Genomic DNA, 17,474 nt, shown 5'->3' with positions numbered 1-17,474 from the left:
TCATGATTCCGCGCCATGATGGGGCCATGGATACGCCGGAGATGGAACCCACCGCGGAGCCGACGAGGCAGCGCGGGTCATGGGGTGCGTCGGATCCCGTGCTGCCCCGGCTGGCTCGGGAGGAACCGCTGACGTGGTGGAACCCCGCCGCGGTGGACAGCGCCCGCGGGCTGGCGGCTTCCGGGGTGGACCCGGCCCTGGTCGACGACGCCGCGGCGCGCCTCGAGCGGTTCCGGCCCTGGATCGCGGCGACCTTCCCCGAGACCGCGCCCGCGCGGGGGCTCATCGAGTCGCCATTGGACGAGGCCGGCGAGTGGCAGCGCGTTAGCGGTATCCGGACGGGGCGGGTCCTGCTCAAACGTGACGACATCCTCCCCGTGAGCGGTTCCATCAAGGCCCGTGGCGGGGTGCACGAGGTCCTGCAGTACGCCGAGACGCTCGCGGTGCGCCACGGCCTGCTGCCGGAACCACCGCGGCCCGGACCGGACTACACCGTGTTCGGGGCCGAGCCCTTCCGCCGGCTCATGCGGGAGCACCGCGTGGTCGTGGGTTCCACGGGAAACCTGGGGCTGTCCATCGGGATCATCGCCGCGGCGCTCGAGCTGCGGGCCACGGTGCACATGTCCGTACACGCGCAACAGTGGAAGAAGGATCTGCTGCGCTCGCGGGGAGTGGAGGTCGTGGAACACAGCACCGACTACACGGAAGCCGTCGCGGCGGGGCGTGTGGCCGCCGAGGCGGACGAGTCGGTGCACTTCGTGGACGACGAACACTCGCTGAGCCTGTTCGCGGGGTACGCCGTGGCGGGGGCGCGGGTGGCCCGGCAATTACATGACCTGGGTGTCGCTGTGGACGCTGAGCATCCCCTGTACGTGTACCTCCCGTGTGGCATCGGGGGAGCCCCGGGCGGCGTGGCCTACGGATTGAAACGGGAATTCGGGGATGCAGTGCACTGTGTGTTCGTGGAACCCACCCGCGCACCCTGCATGCTCCTGGGTGTGTACACGGGTCGTCATGACGGGATCTCGGTGGCGGAACTGGGGTTGGACACCCGTACGGTGGCGGACGGGCTCGCGGTGGGGCGGGCCTCGGGATTCGTGGGTCGAGCCGTGGAAGGGTTGCTCGCCGGTTACGTCACGTGCACGGATGAGGCGATGTTGTCCCAGGTCAGGAGCCTGCATGGCGCGGAGGGCATGGTGGTGGAACCCTCGGCCGCCGCGGCCCTGGACGCACTGCGGCGCGTCGCCCACGAGGGGGCGGGGGAGAACCCGATCAAGATCCCCGACGGGGCCACCCATCTGGCCTGGCTCACCGGTGGTGGCATGCTCCCGGATCACGTGCGGGCGGGATACCTCGCATGACGCTCCGACAACCGACGTTCCAGGGACCGACGCCCCCACCATCGATCCCTCAAGGACTGACGTACGCAGACCTGGCAGGGAGGTGATGAGAGCCTCCTCATCAAAAGATGCACACAGTGCAATTACTGCCGTACGATGGATCACGTGTTGACCACGTTGCTGTCCGGATGCGCCGACGACCGTTCGGGTGAGCCTCGATCAGGGGAGCCCAAGGACAAGCGCGAAGCCATCCGGCTGCGCAATCGGCGGGCCATCATCGCGGCCGCGGGTGAACTGGCCACCGAGCTGGGCACCGACCGCGTGACCGTCAACGAGTTGGCCGCGCGGGCGGGGGTCTCCCGCCGGACCATCTTCAACCACTTCCCCTCGGCCCAGGACGCGGTGTTCGAGTACCTCTCGGAACTCGTGGCAGGGCTGATCGACGGGGTGCTGCGGGATCTCCCGGAGCCGACGACGCCGAAGGGCACGACAGCGGCGACCTCGGACGTTTCCCTGGGGGACGTCTACCGGCAGTTGATCGGATCGCTGCGCACCCACACCCTGATCGAGGAACTCCAACCGGTGTTCTCCGTGGACCTGCAGGACACCCCCGCGGCCTCGCTGTGGGGATTCAGGGTGACCCGCACCGCCGTGGACCGCTTGAACGAGGTGCTGCGCGAACGACTGCCGCAGCACTCGTCCTTCGAGACGCACTTGGTGGCCACCACGCTCATCAACTCGTTCGCTGAGTGTCTCGACGAATGGGTTGCGCGCACCGGGGGCGAGCTGGACAAGCGGGGCCGCCGGATCTGGGACGAACTGTTGACCACCGCACTCGGCGTCCTGGGGCGGGGCTTCGATTCCTGATGCCGCGCACCGATCCGAAACCCTGACCAGCACCACCGGCGAGCCCCCGACGCCGGGGCCCGAGACCGCAGACCGGCGCCGCGGCGTCGTCGACAACCGCACAGCACCCATGGACCGATCAGCCGCCGCCCCGCGCGACGCACCCACCAGAAAACTTCCGATTCAGTAGGAGAATCCCGTGGCACGACTTCTGTACAGGCTGGGCAAGAGCGCAGCCTCCCACGCGTGGGCGGTGATCTTGGTATGGCTCGCGGTGCTTGCGTTGGCCGTGGGCGGGGTCGCCATGTCGGGTGTGAACCTGAGCAACGCCATCACGATCCCGGGCACCGAGACCCAGAACCTCGCGGACCGGCTCAAGGACGAACTCCCGGAGGCGAACCAGGGTACCGGGCGCGTCGTGTTCTTCACGGAGGACGGCTCCGAGTTCACGCAGGCCCAGAAGGACGGCATCGCCGAGGCTCTGAAGGCCACCGAGGACGTGGACCAGGTGGCCTCCACGAGCAACCCGTTCCAGACGCAGCAACAGCTGGACGACGGTCGGCAGCAGTTGCGGGACGGCCGCCAGCAGCTCGAACAGGGCGAGCAAGCACTCGCACAGCTGCGCCAGAACCTGCCGCCGGGCGTGAGCGAACAGCGCATCCTGCAGCAACGCGGGATCGACCCGCAGCAGATCGCCCAGCAGAAGGCCCAGCTCGAAGAGGGTGAACGGGCCATGAAACGCATGGGTGACTACCGCGTGGTCTCCCGGGACGGCAACTCCGCGATCAGCGTGGTGAGCTTCTCGGTGGACCAGACCTCCGTGGAATCGGACACCAAGAGCGCAGTGATGGACGCCATCAAGGACCACCCCGTGGACGGCGTGGACGCCGAGTTCTCCCAGGAGCTCGCGCAGGACATCTCTTCCCTAGTGGGTCCGGCGGAGATCGTGGGCGTGATCATCGCGGCCCTGGTGCTGCTGATCATGTTGCGCGCCGTGGTCCCCGCGGCGCTGCCCGTGCTGACCGCGCTGTTGGGCGTGGCCATCGCCACGAGTGCCACCCTCGCGTTCTCCGGCGTGATCGACATGATGTCCGTGACGCCCATGCTCGGCGTCATGCTGGGCCTGGCCGTGGGCATCGACTACTCCCTGTTCGTGCTCAACCGGCACCGGCAGCAGTTGCGACGAGGTATGCCCATGCGGGAATCCATCGGGATGGCCGTGGGCACCTCCGGAACCGCCGTGTTCTTCGCGGCGCTGACCGTGATCGTGGCCCTAGTGGCTCTGAACGTCACGGCGATCCCGTTCCTGGGACTCATGGGCACCGTGGCCGGTGTGGCCGTGGCGGTCGCCCTGCTGTTGACCCTGACACTCACCCCTGCTCTGCTCTCCCTCGCCGGGCGGCGTGTGCTGCCCAGGAAGGTGCGGGACGCCGCGCCCCGCGAGGAGAACATCGACGAGCACGACGTCCCCCTGCACCTGCGCCACCCCTGGATCACCACCCTGGCGTGCGCGGCCGTGCTCATCGTGCTCGCGCTGCCGGCCCAGACCATGCGCCTGGGCCTGCCGGACGCGTCCACCGAACCCCAGGACAGCACCCAGTACCAGGCCTACCAGCGCATCGCGGACGACTTCGGTGCGGGTGAGAACGGACCCCTCGCCGTGGTCGTGGACCTCCCCGGGGGTCTCAACGACGCCGAGGCCACCGACAAGATGAACACGGTGGCGGACCGCTTGGCGCAGCAGGACGACGTGGCCAACGTGCTCCCCGGTGTGACCACGGACGACAACACCACCGGCGTGATCCAGGTGATCCCCTCCTCGGGACCCGCGGACGCCGCGACCGAGGAACTCGTCAACAACATCCGGGACCTCAACGGCGATCTCCAGGCCAATGAGGACGTCCACGTGGGCGTGGCCGGCACCACCGCGGCGAACATCGACGTCTCCCATTTGCTGGGCGAGAAACTGCCCCTCTACCTGGGCGTCGTGTTGGTCATCTCGCTGTTGTTGCTGCTCATGGTCTTCCGCTCCATCCTGGTCCCGGTGATCGCCACGCTGGGCTTCCTGCTCTCCGTGCTCGCGGCCTTCGGTGCCGTGGTGGCCGTGTACCAGTGGGGTTGGGGTGGCGCCGTGTTCGGCGTGCACGATCCCGGGCCCATCCTCAGCTTCCTGCCCACGCTGATGATCGGCATCCTGTTCGGCCTGGCCATGGACTACCAGTTGTTCCTGGTCTCCGGGATGCGCGAGGCCTACGCCCACGGGCACCCCGCGCGCCAGGCCGTGGTCTATGGCTTCAAGGCGGGCCGCTCCGTGGTCACCGCCGCGGCGATCATCATGATCTCCGTGTTCGCGGGCTTCATCTTCGCGGACATGGCCATGGTCCGGCCCATCGGCTTCGCACTCGCGATCGGCGTTCTCCTGGACGCGTTCGTGGTGCGCATGCTCCTGATCCCCGCGGTGATGCGTTTGCTGGGCGAGAAGGCCTGGTGGCTCCCGCGCTGGCTGGACAAGATCCTCCCGCACGTGGACGTCGAAGGTGAGTCCCTCGCCGTGCAGGGTGCCGGGCAGTCCGGCACGGTCTCCGAGGGCGACGCCGCCGGGTCCGCCCCCGTCACCGGTCGCCATCGCGCGGTGTCCGGGAAGCGCCGGGGAAAGTCCGGTCACGGGCAGCACGCCGCGACCGCCGCCGTGGCCACCGCGGGTGCGGCCGGCGCCGCGGGTGCGGCCGGTGTTTCCGGTCGGACGACGTCGCACGGTCACCGTGCCGGGGCCGGCGAGCGGACCCACGGTCATGTCGGGAACCACCGCACCGCGGCCGATCACCGTGCCACCTACCACCGGGGATCCGAGCGCCGCTCGGCCGGGCAGCACCATGCCACCGGGACCCCTCTCGGTGCCGTGGCCGATGACGCCCAGCGCCGCGGTGAGCCCGCGGGCGCTGCCGAGAATGGGGGCTCCCGCGAAGACACCGCAACGCCCGGAACCGCGGGGACCCAGCGGCGTCGCGGTCGGCACGCGGCGGCTTCCACGAGCACATGCATCGCCGAGGACCGGGCCGCCAAGCCGTCCGCGGACGTGATCGTGCGCGCCGCGGACCCGGTGCTGCGCGCCACGAACCAGGCGTTGCGGGTGCTCCCGGACGTGCTGGATTCCGAGGAGAAGCTGCTCGAGTCCCTGGCCGTGCGCGGCGAGGAAGCGGCACCGCACAAGGCGATGCACAAGCGCGCGAGCTTCGAGAAGGTCATGGTGGCCGGGTACCCGGTCATCGTCGCGCGGCCCAAGGCGGCCATCACCCGGGCGGACGCCCCGGTGGTCGTGCATTGGCACGGCGGCGCGTACGTGAACCCCATGACCACGGTGCACTGGCGCTGGATCGACGCCCTGATGCAGCGCACCGGGGTCACCGTGGTGGTGCCGGGCTACGGGCTCGCCCCCGATCACACGGTGGACGAGGCGCTCGAACTCGCCGACGGCGTGTGGGACCTGGCCCGTTCGTTCGGCCCGCGCGTCTTCCTGTCGGGCGACTCCGCCGGCGGTGGTCTGGCGTTGGCCCAGGCCATGCGACTGCGGGACGCGGACGATCTCGGCGTGGCGGGTTTGATCCTCATGGCCCCGTGGGTGGACACCACGGTGACGAACCCCCAGATCGAGGCGTACCGGGACGCGGACCACATGCTCGGTACCGACGGCGCTCGGGCCGCCGCTCGTTGGTGGGCCGGCACACGGGACGTCACCGACCCCATGGTGAGCCCCGCGTTCGGCGACGTGCGCGGACTGCCCCGCACGTTCGTGCTGCAGGGTGACCGGGACATGCTCTACCCGGACACCATGGAGTTCGTGGCCGAGCTGGTGCGAGCAAACGTCGACACTACCGCGGTGGTCTGCGAGGGCGGACCGCACGTGTACGCGCTCATGGTCTGGTCCTCCCGCGCGTCCGAGGACCTCGACCACGTGGTGCGGTGGATGAACCGCTGACCCCGTCGTGAACATGACTGTGCCCCGCAGGGTGACCTGCGGGGCACAGTCATGTCATGGGGCGGTGAGCCCCCGATTGAGCAGGCTTGTTCCGACCGGGTGGATTCGCCGGTCAGCGCCGGTGAAGGGCCGGTCCTGATCGGCCCTGTTCAGTCCTGCGACCCCTCGGAGTCCTTCTGCACGTTCTGCGAGCGGTCCTCGTCCGAGCCCTTGTCGTGCTCCAGGACCACGTTGTCGTGGTGTTCCTGGCCGGTGGCCACCTGGATCTTGCGCGGCTGGGACTTGGGGGACACGGGGATGGTCACGGTCAGCACGCCGTTGTCGTACGCGGCGGTGATGTTCTCCGTGTCGATGCCCTGGCCCAGGTTGAGCTGGCGGACGAACGAGTGGCTGCGGCGCTCGCGCACGATCCACTTGGTGTCCTTCTCCGCGGAGGGCAGACGACGCTGCGCACGGATGGTCAGCAGCTGACCGTCCACGTCCACGTCCACGCTCGTGGGATCGATGCCCGGCAGGTCCGCGGCAAGGTAATAGTTGGCGCCCTGACGGTAGAGGTCCATGGGCATCTGCTCCAGGCCGTTGCGGCCGGAGAGGACCTGGTTGGCAAAGTTCTGGACCTCGGAGAACGGGTCGAATGTAGCCATGACGATTACTCCTTCACTCTGCGGCACCCACGTGCTGTGCCCCGCGATCCGGTCGATTACCCGCGTGGTGCCATCACGTTTCTTGAGTCTCTGTGACTCAACAACGTTTAATATAGCAGGCTGTCGGCGGAAGTGCTAGTCACTGACGCACGAAAGCTGAGTGGCACTGACTCAAGCAGCGGGCGGGCCTGTCGCAGCGGCGTCGGCGGCGCGTAGGATCGAGTCACCAGTGACACCCGAACGCTTTGAGGAGGCCCCCGTGCCCAAGGCGAAGAAGAACGGCCACGCGCGTCAGGACGAGATCCCGTCCACGCTGCAACGCTCGGACGAGAAGGCACAGGACACGTTCGCGCAGACCTACGACTCGGCGCAGGAGGAATACCACGACGACGCTCGGGCGGCGCGCACCGCGTGGTCGGCCGTCAAGCACACCCACGAGAAGGTCGGGGACCACTGGGAGCCCAAGGAGCACAACGGGCCCTCGGACGACAGCGCCGAGAAGGGCGGTCTGAACGCGGAGGACACCGCCGGCGGGGTGGACGCTAATGCCAGCAAGGAGCACCTGTACGAACTCGCCCAGGAACTGGACATCACGGGACGCTCGGACATGACCAAGGACGAATTGGTCGAGGCGATCGACAAGGCCAACCGGAAGAAGACGCGCGAGGCCCGCGACTGAGGTTCACCGCTCGGCGGGCTCATACCCTGCGGGTTTGTGACTGCTGGCCTGCGATCGGTGGGTCTACAACTGGCGGGCCAGGAAGACCGAGGCCGTGGTGGCGTCGTGGAAGGAATCCACGGGCTCGTAGCCGCGCTTGCGGAACATCGCGATCCCCTCGGTCATCTCCTCGTTGAGGGAGACCACGGCCGTGGTGGCGCCGAAAGCGCGCACCTTGTTCTCGAGTGCCCGCACCAGGGTGCGCGCGTGGCCCTGTCCGCGGTGTTCCGGGGTGACCCAGATCCGGCGCAGTTCCACGCGGTCATCGTCGAGTTTGCGCACCGCGCCGCACGCGATGACCGAGCCCGTGACCAAATCCGTCATGAGGAAGAAATCCCCGTGCGGCGGAGTGACGTCCTCCGGGGCGGTGACCTCGGTGAGTTCGGGATCGAAACCGCCGTCGATCCGGTTGTTCAACTCGCTGAAGTACGCGCTCAGGGCGCGCAGCGTGTGCTCACTGGCGGCCTGACCTTCCACGATACGAACCGGTGCGGTGACGTTCATCCCACCATGGTGACACCTTGGTGTGCTGTTCACCAGCGCCCGTGTCATGTAGCTTTCGTTCGTGACCGAGACCCGCCCCGGCCCCAAGCCGCGTATCTCCATCCTGGTTCCCACTCCGCTGCTGATCACGGAAATCACGGAACCGGCTGCGCATCGTAACCGTAGTTCCCACGAGTCGGACGTGCATATGCACCCCGGCGGGCAGGGGCTGTGGGTGGCCCGGATGGCCGGGTCGCTGGGGGCGGACGTGTCCGTGAGCGGGCCGTTCGGCGGGGAACTGGGCTCGCTGATCCGCACCATGCTGGACGGGTTGGGCATGCAGGTCAATGCTGTGCGCTACGGGTACGGCAACGGCGGATACGTCTACGACCTGCGCGGTGAGGACCGGGAGACCGTGGCCCATATGCCGCCCCCGGAGCTCTCCCGCCATGAACTGGACGATCTCTACGGCACGGCGTTCGTGGACGCGCTCGCCTCGGACGTCCTCACGGTCACCGGGGCCGAACCCGGGGACGTGGTGCCGGCGTCGTTCTTCGGCCGCCTCATCCAGGACACGCGGGATGCCGGGACCACCGTGGTCGCGGACCTCAGCGGCAAGCCCGCACTGGCGGCCGTGGCGGCTAACGTGGACGTGCTCAAGATCAGCCACGAAGAGGTGCTCGATCTCGAGCTCGTCGCGGAGGACACCGCGGAGGCCCTGGTGAGCGCCGGACACATGCTGCTCGAACGCGGTGCGGGCGCCGTGGTGATCTCACGAGCCAAGGACCCCGCGCTGCTCGTGGAGAAGGATTCCGTGCGGGAGGTCTCCGCGCCGTCCATCACACCGCTGGACCACCGAGGGGCGGGGGACTCGATGACCGCGGGGATCTCGGTGGGTCTGGCGCGCGGTCTCGCTCTCGTGGAGGCCGTGGCCCTCGGTGCATCAGCGGGAGCGCTGAACGTGGCGCGCCGCGGCCTGGGGACCGGCAACCGCACGACCATCGAGAAGTTCGCCCGCGAGATCACGGTGCGCACGCTGTCCTGACGTTCCGGGTGCTTGACCTGTGGCTCTCCGATTCGGTGCCACGACCCGGCTCCGGCTCGACGCGCCGAGCAGTTCGGTCTGACGCCCAGTGCACCCTGACCGGACGTGGTCGCGGGCAGTTCGGCCCGTGTGAAGCGTGACCGGGTTGGTCCTCCTGGGTGGCCTGGCCCGAGTACCGGGCTCTGGTCCGCGTGACGGGCGCGTGTCACCATGGTGCACATGCACATCCTGGTCACCAATGACGACGGCATCTCCTCCGCGGGACTTGCGGTTCTCGCGCAGGCAGCCCTGGACCGCGGGCACAGCGTCACGGTGGCCGCTCCGGCCGAGGAGTACTCGGGTGCCAGCGCCTCGCTGTCCGGCGAGGAGGTCGATGGCCGCATCGCTCTGGTGGAGGCCGCGCCGCCGAACATGCCCGACGGTGTGGAGTGCGTGGGTGTGAAGGCCGCCCCCGCTCTGATTGCCTTCCTGGCCTCCTACGGCGCGTTCGGCAAGCGCCCGGACATGGTGCTCTCCGGGGTGAACTTGGGGGCCAACACGGGCAGGGCCACGTTGCACTCGGGGACGGTGGGTGCGGTGCTGACGGCCGCGTCCCACGGGATCCCCGGCATCGCGGTGTCCATCACGTCCGGCGCGCCGCAGCACTGGGACACGGCCCTGCTGGTCACCCGATTCGCGCTGGAGCACTGGGAGGACCGGCCTTTCGACGAGTGGATCCTCAACCTCAACGTTCCCGACGTGGCCCCCGGGCGATTGCGCGGTCTCAAGCCCGCCCACCTGGCGAGCTTCGGGGCGGTGCAGGCGCAGATCGGCCGCGGGGACGAGAAGCACATCGCGGTCACCTACAGCGCGGAGACCGGCCCGGAGGAGCCAGACAGCGACCACTACCTCCTCACCCACGGCTGGGCCACGGCCACGCTGCTGCGCGCCCCCGTGGACGACCGCTCCCAGGACACCCACGCCGTCCCCCGCGAGGACCTGGGGATCACGGCCCCCACGCCCTTCTGGGACGTCACCCTTCCGGGCCTCACGGACGACGACGCCGCGGTCCCGGGCACGGGGGACGTCACCGTGGACGCCGCCACGGTCATGCGCCGCACGTGACCCGGCGCCCCTGTTGTCGCGGCGTGGAACATAGTGAAACGGCGATACCCCAGTGACCCGCCCCGGGAATGCCCGCCCATGTGACCCTCGCAAACCCTTGGGCACGCGGAAGCCAGTCCCAAAATTCTGGGCATGCGGAAGCCAGTATTCGGGCGGTTAAGTGGCTTTGGAGTGCCTGAAAATCCGCGGTGGGCCTCTACGTGCCTCAAACTTTGCCGGTGGCCTCCGCGCGCCTCACGACTCGCAGCCGGAGACACATGCCCCGCTGGACGCGGCACGCAGCGCCGGGAGAGCATGCAACCGGGCCAGGGGAGCGAGGTCCGTGACGTCCTCCGCACCCGCGAGGGGCTGCCACCGCAGTTCCACGATCTCCGCTGCAGGCACGGGGGTGTCGGTGAGCGGCACGGTGCTCACGAACACGTGACTGTGCAGCGCGTGACCGGGTTCGTTCGCGGCATCCGAGTGCCATTCCCCCACGGGGCGCAACTGCTCCGGGGTCAGCGAGATCCCCAGTTCCTCCCGGACCTCGCGGATCCCGGTCTCCAGCGGTGTCTCGTCCCCCTCTGGCTTGCCCCCGGGGAACATGAACATCCCGGTCGAACGCTTGCGCACGGTCAGGACCGCCCCATCCGAGGCACGCCGCATCACCACGCCGGTCACCTTGATCACGGGACGTGAGGGGGTCCTGTCGGCGCTGGTGAGGGGACTGGCATCATGGGAATCCGGCACGCCCCCACTATAAGGAGCCACGATGACGAACCCTCTGCACGATCTGTCCGTACCCGTGGTGCAGGCGCCCATGGCGGGTGGCCCCTCGAGCTCCGCGCTCGCCGTGGCCGTAGCGGAAGCGGGCGGACTGGGGATGCTGGCCGCGGGTTACAAGTCCGCGAGTGCCATGGCGGAGGAGATCCGTGAGGTCGCCGCACGCACGGACCACTTCGGGGTCAACCTCTTCGTCCCCGAACGGGACCCCTCCGATCCGGAGCAGCTCGAGGCGTACGCGCGAGCCCTCGTCCCCGTGGCCGCCGACCTGGACGTCTCCGCCCCGCAGCCGGGCCCGTTCACGGATGACGACTACCCGGCCAAGCTGGATCACCTCGTGGCCAACCCCGTGCCCCTCGTCTCGTTCACGTTCGGACTGCCGGGAGCGGCCGACGTTGCGCGGTTGCGTGAAGCGGGCAGCGTCGTCGTCCTCAATGCCACGGACGCGCGGGAAGTCGAGGCCGCGGTGGAACTCGCACCGGACGCGATCGTGGTGCAGGGGCGCGAAGCGGGCGGACACCGGGCCACACACGGCCAGGCCACGACCCCGGAGGACATCAGCACCGCGGAACTGCTCGACCAGGCGCGTGAGTTGAGCGAGATGCCGTTGATCACCGCGGGCGGGATCGCGAGTCGCGAGGACGCCGCGGACCTGCTCGGCCGCGGAGCCGTAGCGGTGCAAGTGGGCACCCTGTTCCTCACCGCGCGGGAAGCGGGGACCAAACCCGCCCACCGGGAGGCCCTGCTGAACAGCGGGGGCAGGGACACCGTGGTCACCCGGGCGTTCTCGGGCCGCTGGGCCCGCGCCCTGCGTAATGGGTTCACCGACCGACTCGGATCTGCGCAGGTGAGTGGCTACCCGCAGGTGCATTACATGACGGCGCCGCTGCGGGCCGCGTCCGCGGGCGACGCCGAGGGGCTGAACCTGTGGGCGGGCACCGGTTTCGGCGCGTGCCGGGACACGAGCGCGGCGGAGATCGTGGAACTCTTCCGGGGGCTGTGACCCACTGCCGCGGGGCGGTACCTGAAGGCTAGCGTGGGAAGGACAGCACACCCGCCCACCCCGGATCGACCGCGCTCGGTACGTCCAGGGCGCGTGAGCATCCGGGTGGCGCACCGCCCACCCATGGAGAGCCCATGCCCACTCGGAAGATCGTGGCCGCCCCGGCCAAGTCCGCGATGTTCCTGGTCCTGACCATCGAGGAGGGATCGGAGGCGGAGGTCGCGGACATCCTCACGGGAGTCTCGGACCTCACCAAGGCGGTCTCGTTCCGCGTCCCCACGAGTGACCTGTTGTGCGCGGTCGGTATCGGCTCCGATGCGTGGGACCGGCTCTACGATGCGCCCCGCCCCAAGGACCTGCACCCGTTCCCGGAGATCGTGGGTCCTGTGCACGCGGCCGTGTCCACCCCGGGGGACCTGCTGATCCACTTGCGCGCGGTCTCCCAGGACATGTGCTTCGAGCTGGCCAAGCACCTCATGAAGCGCCTGGGCCCGCACATGGACGTGGTGGACGAGGTGCAGGGCTTCACATTCTTCCAGGAACGCGATCTGCTGGGTTTCGTGGACGGCACCGCGAACCCGAAGAACGAGGACGCGTTCACGGTCGCGGTCGTGGGCGACCAGGACCCCACCTGCTGTGGCGGCAGCTACGTGCACGTGCAGAAGTACCTCCACGACATGGGCGCGTGGGAGGCACTGTCCGTCACGGAGCAGAAGCTGGTGATCGGGCGAACCAAGCTCGAGGACATCGAGCTCTCGGACGAGGACTAGCCCGCCAACTCGCACGTGGCCCTCAACGACCTCGACGACGTGGACGGCCGGGCCCGCGAGATCATGCGCGACAACATGCCGTTCGGTCGCGTGGGCACCGAGGAGTTCGGCACGTACTTCATCAGCTACGCCGCGGATCCGGGCGTCACGGAGACCATGCTCGAGGACATGTTCCTGGGCGACCCTCCGGGCACCTACGACCGCATCCTGGACTTCTCCACCGCGGTCACGGGCTCCCTGTTCTTCGCGCCGCCGCGTTCCTTCCCGGATGACCCGACCACGGTGCCCCCGCGCGACGGCGCCCCGGACGCGGACCCCGCGGGCACCGAGTTCTCGGCACTGGGAACAGGCCACGTGAGCGACCTGACCGCGGACGCCCCCTGCATCCAGGCCCTGCAGCGCCGCATGGTGCGCGTGGTGGAACTGCGCGCTCCGTTCACGGTCCGGCGCACGGACGTGGACGCCGTGGCCCGCGCCAAGACCGAACTGCGCCTGGGCCTGGACGCCGCGATCGGCTACTCGTCCCACACCGCGGAGACCGTGGACCTCTACTTCCGGGAGACCCTCACGTTCCGGGTCAACACGTCCGAGGCGAGCGTGGTCATCACTCGCTGGGCCCGGCCCGGGCTTCGTCACGGCTCACCGGGAGTGCCCCCCCGGGGGGCCGGATCAGTTCCTGCGCAGGAACTTCCCGAAGAACTCGGCGAGTTCGTCGGTCGCGTCGAGCGGCAGGACTGCGGCCACGTAGTGATCCGGGCGGACCACCACGACGACGCCGTCGCGGCTGATCGTGCGCACGTCGAAGACGTCCTCGCCGGGGATCGCGGCGTAGACGCGCTCCCAGTAGTTCAGCTCAAACGGGCCCACCTGCGGCTTGAACGCGCGCGGCACCTTGGTGATGTCGACGTCCGTGTAGGGCTGCTGGTAGGTGACGTCCACGTCGAAGAGGGTGGCATCGCCGTCGTCATCACGGCGCAGCGCCACAAGCGGGGATGAAGGATCGTTCTGCCACCACTCGGCGAACGCGGTGGTGGGGGAATCCGCCCCGGCCACGGAGCTGTCCGCGAAGACGTGGATGCGCCAGCGCCCGTCCGCGGTGGCCTCGTGACCCTGGTGCACCACCATGGAGTCGCACACGCGCTGGACGCGCGCGGACTTGAAGCGCTTACCCACCGGGTAGCCCTCGGCGAAGTCCTGGTGGTCGGTGCCCGCCGTGATCAGGGACGGCTGATACTCGGTCATGAACCCGGCCGGGAACTCCGCGGTCTTCACGTAAAAGTCCTCGAGGTACGTGGGGTCCGGCAACTTGTCCTGCGGGGTGGCCATGAGGGTGGACCACTCACGGTCGAAGTCGATCAGGTTCTTGGCGATCACCTGACGTTCCTCGGAGTAGGTGTCCAGCAGCGACTCGTCCGCGCGCCCGGAGAGCACGGCCCCGAGCTTCCAGCCCAGGTTCCAGCCGTCCTGCATGGACACGTTCATGCCCTGGCCGGCCTTGGCGGAGTGGGTGTGGCATGCATCCCCGGCGATGAACACGCGGGGCACGCGGGTGCCGCGGTCCTCGGTGTCGACGTCGTCGAAGTGGTCCGTGAGGCGGTGGCCCACCTCGTACACGGAGGCCCAGGCCACGGACTTCACGTCCACGCTGTAGGGGTTGATGATCTTGTTCGCGCGGCGGATGATCTCCTCCACCGGGGTCTTGCGGATCTCGTGGTTGTCGTCCTCGGGGACTTCGCCCAGATCCACGTACATGCGGAACAGCAGCCCGCCCTCGCGCGGGATCAACAGGATGGAACCGTTCACGGAGTTGATCGCGCACTTGGTGCGGATGTCGGGGAAATCGGTGTTGGCGAGCACGTCCATGACGCCCCACGCGTGGTGGGCGCCCTGGCCGCTGAGCGTGCGACCGATCGCCTTGCGCACGCGGGAGGACGCGCCGTCGCACCCGAAGACGTACTTGGCGCGCACCGTGCGCTCCTCGCCCTCGGGCTCACCGGCGGCGTAGCGCACGGTCACGGCCACGGGGTACTCCTGGTCCTGGTCGATCTCCAGGTTCACGAACTCGATGCCGTAGTTGGGCGTGATCCGGGCCGGGCCGCGTTCGGCCGAGCGTAGGAAGTAGTCCAGCACGCGGGCCTGGTTCACGATCAGGTGCGGGAACTCTGACACGCCGTGGGGGTCATCCGCGGGGCGGCCGGTGCGCACGATGTTCTGGGGGTTGGTGGGATCCGGGTTCCAGAAGCACATCTCGCGCAGGTGGTACGCCTCCTGCGTGATCTCCTCCGCGAAACCGAAGGCCTGGAAGGTCTCCACGCTGCGGGCCTGAATACCGTCCGCCTGGCCGATCTCCAACCGGTCCGGACGGCGCTCGATCATGCGCGTGTTGACGTCCGGGTACTGGGACAGCTGTGCCGCCGCGATCACACCCGCCGGTCCCGTGCCCACGATCAGCACGTCCATGGTGTCGGTCAGGTCCTCGGGACGGTCCACGCCGCAGCCGCGGGGCTCCTCGATCCGGGGATCCTCGGAGACGTATCCGTTCTGGTGAAATAACATGCCTTCTCCTGGCTTGTGCGGTGATCTCGCAGGGTGTTCCCGCAGGGTCCGGGATCCGGGTCCGAGTCGCGGACGTGCCGCGGGGCGGCGTCCGTGCTGTGCGGTTCCACCGGTGAGATCCGTACGGCGGGTGCGGGCCACGTTGCCCGCCCCGGGGTGGTTCGGTGGCGTCGAAAGAGTGTGTCACGGATCATATACGATCTGTGTTCTGGGTAACAATTCCAGCCCCATGGTCCTCCCGGGTGCACGGGAATACGGAAACGAGGGGCCGTGCGAGGGGCGCCCCGAGGGGGCGGAAGAGGAAGCTCAGGCCCACTGTGGCGAAGGCCATAAGAGTGGCCGCCTGGGGGTCTATGGGCTCGAAGAATAAGTGGTTGAACACGAGTCCCGCGGCGGAGGCTAAGAGGAAGAAGTCGTACCACTCGATACTGGTACCGATGATGGTTCCGGCCACGACCTTGCGCTGCTCACGACGCCGCGTGGCACTTCTGGCCGTTGTTTCGTGGGCGATGGGAGCGTGGGTCGCCATGTGTGACTCCTTCGTCCGGCGAGTCTGGTTCTCTGGGGTGGGTGCGCCGCCCGGGTGCCCCAGGGGGAGATGATGTGATCCGCGCCACTTGTCCAGAATATATAGATAATATACGATTTCAAATAACATTCTGACGAGGAGGCAGTGGCCGTGACCGAGAACCCCCAGAACGCTCAGCAGGCTTCATCCGGAGCCCCTGGGCAGCCGGTTCCCGTGCATCCGGGCAAGATCATCGCGGTGCACGTGGCCTACGAGTCCCGTGCGGCGCAGCGCGGTCGCAAGCCCGCCGTCCCGTCCTACTTCCTCAAGCCCGCGAGCTCGCTGGGTGGTTCGGGCGCCGCGGTGGAACGCCCCGCCGGCACCGAGCTGCTCGCGTTCGAGGGCGAGATCGCCCTGGTGATCGGGACGCCCGCGAAGAACGTCTCCCTCGAGGACGCGTGGTCCCATGTGGCCTCCGTGACCGCCGCCAACGACTGGGGTCTCTACGACCTGCGCGCCGCGGACAAGGGCTCGAACCTGCGCAACAAGGGACGTGACGGCTACACGTCGCTGGGCCCCTCCCTGATCGACGCCCGCGAGATCTCCCCGGAGCAGTTGCGCGTGCGCACGTGGCGCAACGGTGAGCTGGTCCAGGAGGACACCACTGCGGCGGAAAACATGATCTTCCCGCTCGCCCAGTTGGTGGCGGACCTCTCCCAGCACCTGACCCTCGAGGAGGGGGACGTGATCCTCACGGGCACCCCCGCCGGTTCCTCGGTCGCGCAGCCCGGGGACGTCGTGGAGATCGAGGTGGACGCGCCGGAGGTGGCGGGAGCGCCGTCGTCGGGCCGCCTGATCAGCCACGTGACCGAGGGTGACGAGAGCTTCGACGAGGGGCTGGGCGCCATGCCCGCCGTGGACGACAAGCAGCGCGAGGAGGCGTGGGGTTCCCGCGAGGCCGCGGGTCTGCCGGACTCCGACGCCGCGGCACTGCCCGAGGCGTTGCGCGCCAAGCTCGAGAAGGCGCCCACGGCCGGGCTGTCCGCGGAGCTGCGCAAGCGCGGACTCAACAACGTGGTGATCGAAGGCGTGTACCCGCAGACGCCCGGCACCGCGATGGTCGGCACGGCCAAGACCCTGCGCTTCGTGCCCAACCGCGAGGATCTCTTCACGTCCCACGGCGGCGGGTACAACGTGCAGAAGCAGGTCTTCGACGCCGTGGGCCCGGGTGAGGTGATCGTGATCGAGGCCCGCGGGGCGGCAGGTTCCGGCACGCTCGGTGACATCCTCGCGCTGCGCGCCAAGTTCAACGGCGCGGCGGGAGTGGTCAGCGACGGCGGTGTGCGCGATTACGCGGCCGTCGCCGAGATCGGATTGCCCGTCTTCGCGCAGACCGCGCACCCCGCGGTGCTGGGCCGCCGACACGTCCCGTGGGACCAGGACGTCGCCGTGGCGTGCGGCAACGCGACCGTGCTGCCCGGTGACGTGATCGTGGGTGACGACGACGGCGTCATCGTGATCCCGCGCGAGCTCGCCGAGGACGTCGTGGACGCCGCCCTGGCCAAGGAGCGCGAGGACGCCTGGGTGGCCGAGCGCGTCGCCGAGGGCAACCCCGTCAAGGGACTCTTCCCGCCCACGGGGCAGTGGAAGGAAGAATTCCAGCAGTGGTTGGCGGAACACCCCGCCTCCGACGACTGACCGACACCCCCATCGAACCGA

Annotated in this window: 13 protein-coding genes and 1 pseudogene; 9 read left to right on the top strand and 5 right to left on the bottom strand. The window is 68.8% G+C overall.

Annotated features, from left to right (window positions below; genetic code table 11):
* Positions 1–26 precede the first annotated feature (26 nt).
* From HBK84_RS11930 to HBK84_RS11920, 3 genes are all read left to right on the top strand, one after another.
* Entirely contained in the window at positions 27–1,361 is a 1,335-nt protein-coding gene (locus HBK84_RS11930; protein ID WP_167319003.1) for a D-serine ammonia-lyase, read from the top strand.
* 144 nt (positions 1,362–1,505) lie between these two features.
* Complete coding sequence (locus HBK84_RS11925; protein WP_240919003.1) at positions 1,506–2,207, top strand: TetR/AcrR family transcriptional regulator; 702 nt, start codon at positions 1,506–1,508, stop codon at positions 2,205–2,207.
* A 178-nt stretch (positions 2,208–2,385) separates the two neighbouring features.
* On the top strand, positions 2,386–6,162 hold the full coding sequence (locus HBK84_RS11920) for an MMPL family transporter (RefSeq protein WP_167319001.1): 3,777 nt from the start codon (positions 2,386–2,388) through the stop codon (positions 6,160–6,162).
* A 149-nt stretch (positions 6,163–6,311) separates the two neighbouring features.
* Here the strand turns inward: HBK84_RS11920 and HBK84_RS11915 are convergent, their stop codons facing one another.
* On the bottom strand, positions 6,312–6,806 hold the full coding sequence (locus HBK84_RS11915) for an Hsp20/alpha crystallin family protein (RefSeq protein ID WP_167319000.1): 495 nt from the start codon (positions 6,804–6,806) through the stop codon (positions 6,312–6,314).
* Between the two features lie 259 nt (positions 6,807–7,065).
* Between HBK84_RS11915 and HBK84_RS11910 the strand changes: the two genes are divergently transcribed.
* Positions 7,066–7,485 (top strand): ChaB family protein, encoded by a 420-nt coding sequence (locus HBK84_RS11910; RefSeq protein ID WP_144997750.1) that lies wholly within the window; start codon positions 7,066–7,068, stop codon positions 7,483–7,485.
* A 63-nt stretch (positions 7,486–7,548) separates the two neighbouring features.
* On the opposite strand, the gene HBK84_RS11905 is transcribed toward HBK84_RS11910, so the two are convergent.
* Positions 7,549–8,028 (bottom strand): GNAT family N-acetyltransferase, encoded by a 480-nt coding sequence (locus tag HBK84_RS11905; RefSeq protein WP_035965631.1) that lies wholly within the window; start codon positions 8,026–8,028, stop codon positions 7,549–7,551.
* Between the two features lie 61 nt (positions 8,029–8,089).
* Between HBK84_RS11905 and HBK84_RS11900 the strand changes: the two genes are divergently transcribed.
* Positions 8,090–9,052 (top strand): 1-phosphofructokinase family hexose kinase, encoded by a 963-nt coding sequence (locus HBK84_RS11900; protein WP_167318999.1) that lies wholly within the window; start codon positions 8,090–8,092, stop codon positions 9,050–9,052.
* Between the two features lie 219 nt (positions 9,053–9,271).
* Entirely contained in the window at positions 9,272–10,156 is an 885-nt protein-coding gene (gene surE, locus HBK84_RS11895) for a 5'/3'-nucleotidase SurE (RefSeq protein ID WP_167318998.1), read from the top strand.
* Positions 10,157–10,390: 234 nt separating this feature from the next.
* Here the strand turns inward: surE and HBK84_RS11890 are convergent, their stop codons facing one another.
* Positions 10,391–10,825 carry an NUDIX domain-containing protein gene (locus HBK84_RS11890; protein ID WP_240919002.1) on the bottom strand — a complete coding sequence of 145 codons (435 nt, stop codon included), beginning with the start codon at positions 10,823–10,825 and terminating at the stop codon, positions 10,391–10,393.
* A gap of 82 nt (positions 10,826–10,907) precedes the next feature.
* Here HBK84_RS11890 and HBK84_RS11885 point away from each other — a divergent pair, with 82 nt between their 5' ends.
* Positions 10,908–11,921: a nitronate monooxygenase family protein gene (locus HBK84_RS11885; RefSeq protein WP_167318996.1), complete on the top strand. Its 1,014-nt coding sequence runs from the start codon at positions 10,908–10,910 to the stop codon at positions 11,919–11,921.
* Positions 11,922–12,055: 134 nt separating this feature from the next.
* Positions 12,056–13,165, top strand: a pseudogene (locus HBK84_RS12950) (encapsulin); the annotation flags it as partial.
* Positions 13,166–13,360: 195 nt separating this feature from the next.
* Here HBK84_RS12950 and HBK84_RS11870 read toward each other — a convergent pair.
* Positions 13,361–15,247: an FAD-binding monooxygenase gene (locus tag HBK84_RS11870; RefSeq protein ID WP_167318995.1), complete on the bottom strand. Its 1,887-nt coding sequence runs from the start codon at positions 15,245–15,247 to the stop codon at positions 13,361–13,363.
* Between the two features lie 190 nt (positions 15,248–15,437).
* Positions 15,438–15,776 (bottom strand): hypothetical protein, encoded by a 339-nt coding sequence (locus HBK84_RS11865; RefSeq protein ID WP_183085812.1) that lies wholly within the window; start codon positions 15,774–15,776, stop codon positions 15,438–15,440.
* 150 nt (positions 15,777–15,926) lie between these two features.
* Here HBK84_RS11865 and HBK84_RS11860 point away from each other — a divergent pair, with 150 nt between their 5' ends.
* On the top strand, positions 15,927–17,453 hold the full coding sequence (locus HBK84_RS11860) for a fumarylacetoacetate hydrolase family protein (RefSeq protein ID WP_167318994.1): 1,527 nt from the start codon (positions 15,927–15,929) through the stop codon (positions 17,451–17,453).
* The last annotated feature ends 21 nt before the right edge of the window (positions 17,454–17,474 follow it).

The sequence above is a fragment of the Kocuria sp. KD4 genome (genome assembly GCF_011769905.1).
GTDB classification, from domain to species: domain Bacteria; phylum Actinomycetota; class Actinomycetes; order Actinomycetales; family Micrococcaceae; genus Kocuria; species Kocuria marina.
The sequence above is the reverse complement of the archived record's forward strand: the minus strand, read 5'-3'. Positions and strand labels throughout refer to the sequence as shown.

Coding starts and splice junctions, on each gene's coding strand:
- HBK84_RS11930 (WP_167319003.1), top strand. CDS start 27: ATGGATACGCCGGAGATGGAACCCACCGCGGAGCCGACGAGGCAGCGC.
- HBK84_RS11915 (WP_167319000.1), bottom strand. CDS start 6,806: ATGGCTACATTCGACCCGTTCTCCGAGGTCCAGAACTTTGCCAACCAG.
- HBK84_RS11905 (WP_035965631.1), bottom strand. CDS start 8,028: ATGAACGTCACCGCACCGGTTCGTATCGTGGAAGGTCAGGCCGCCAGT.
- surE (WP_167318998.1), top strand. CDS start 9,272: ATGCACATCCTGGTCACCAATGACGACGGCATCTCCTCCGCGGGACTT.
- HBK84_RS11885 (WP_167318996.1), top strand. CDS start 10,908: ATGACGAACCCTCTGCACGATCTGTCCGTACCCGTGGTGCAGGCGCCC.
- HBK84_RS11870 (WP_167318995.1), bottom strand. CDS start 15,247: ATGTTATTTCACCAGAACGGATACGTCTCCGAGGATCCCCGGATCGAG.
- HBK84_RS11865 (WP_183085812.1), bottom strand. CDS start 15,776: ATGGCGACCCACGCTCCCATCGCCCACGAAACAACGGCCAGAAGTGCC.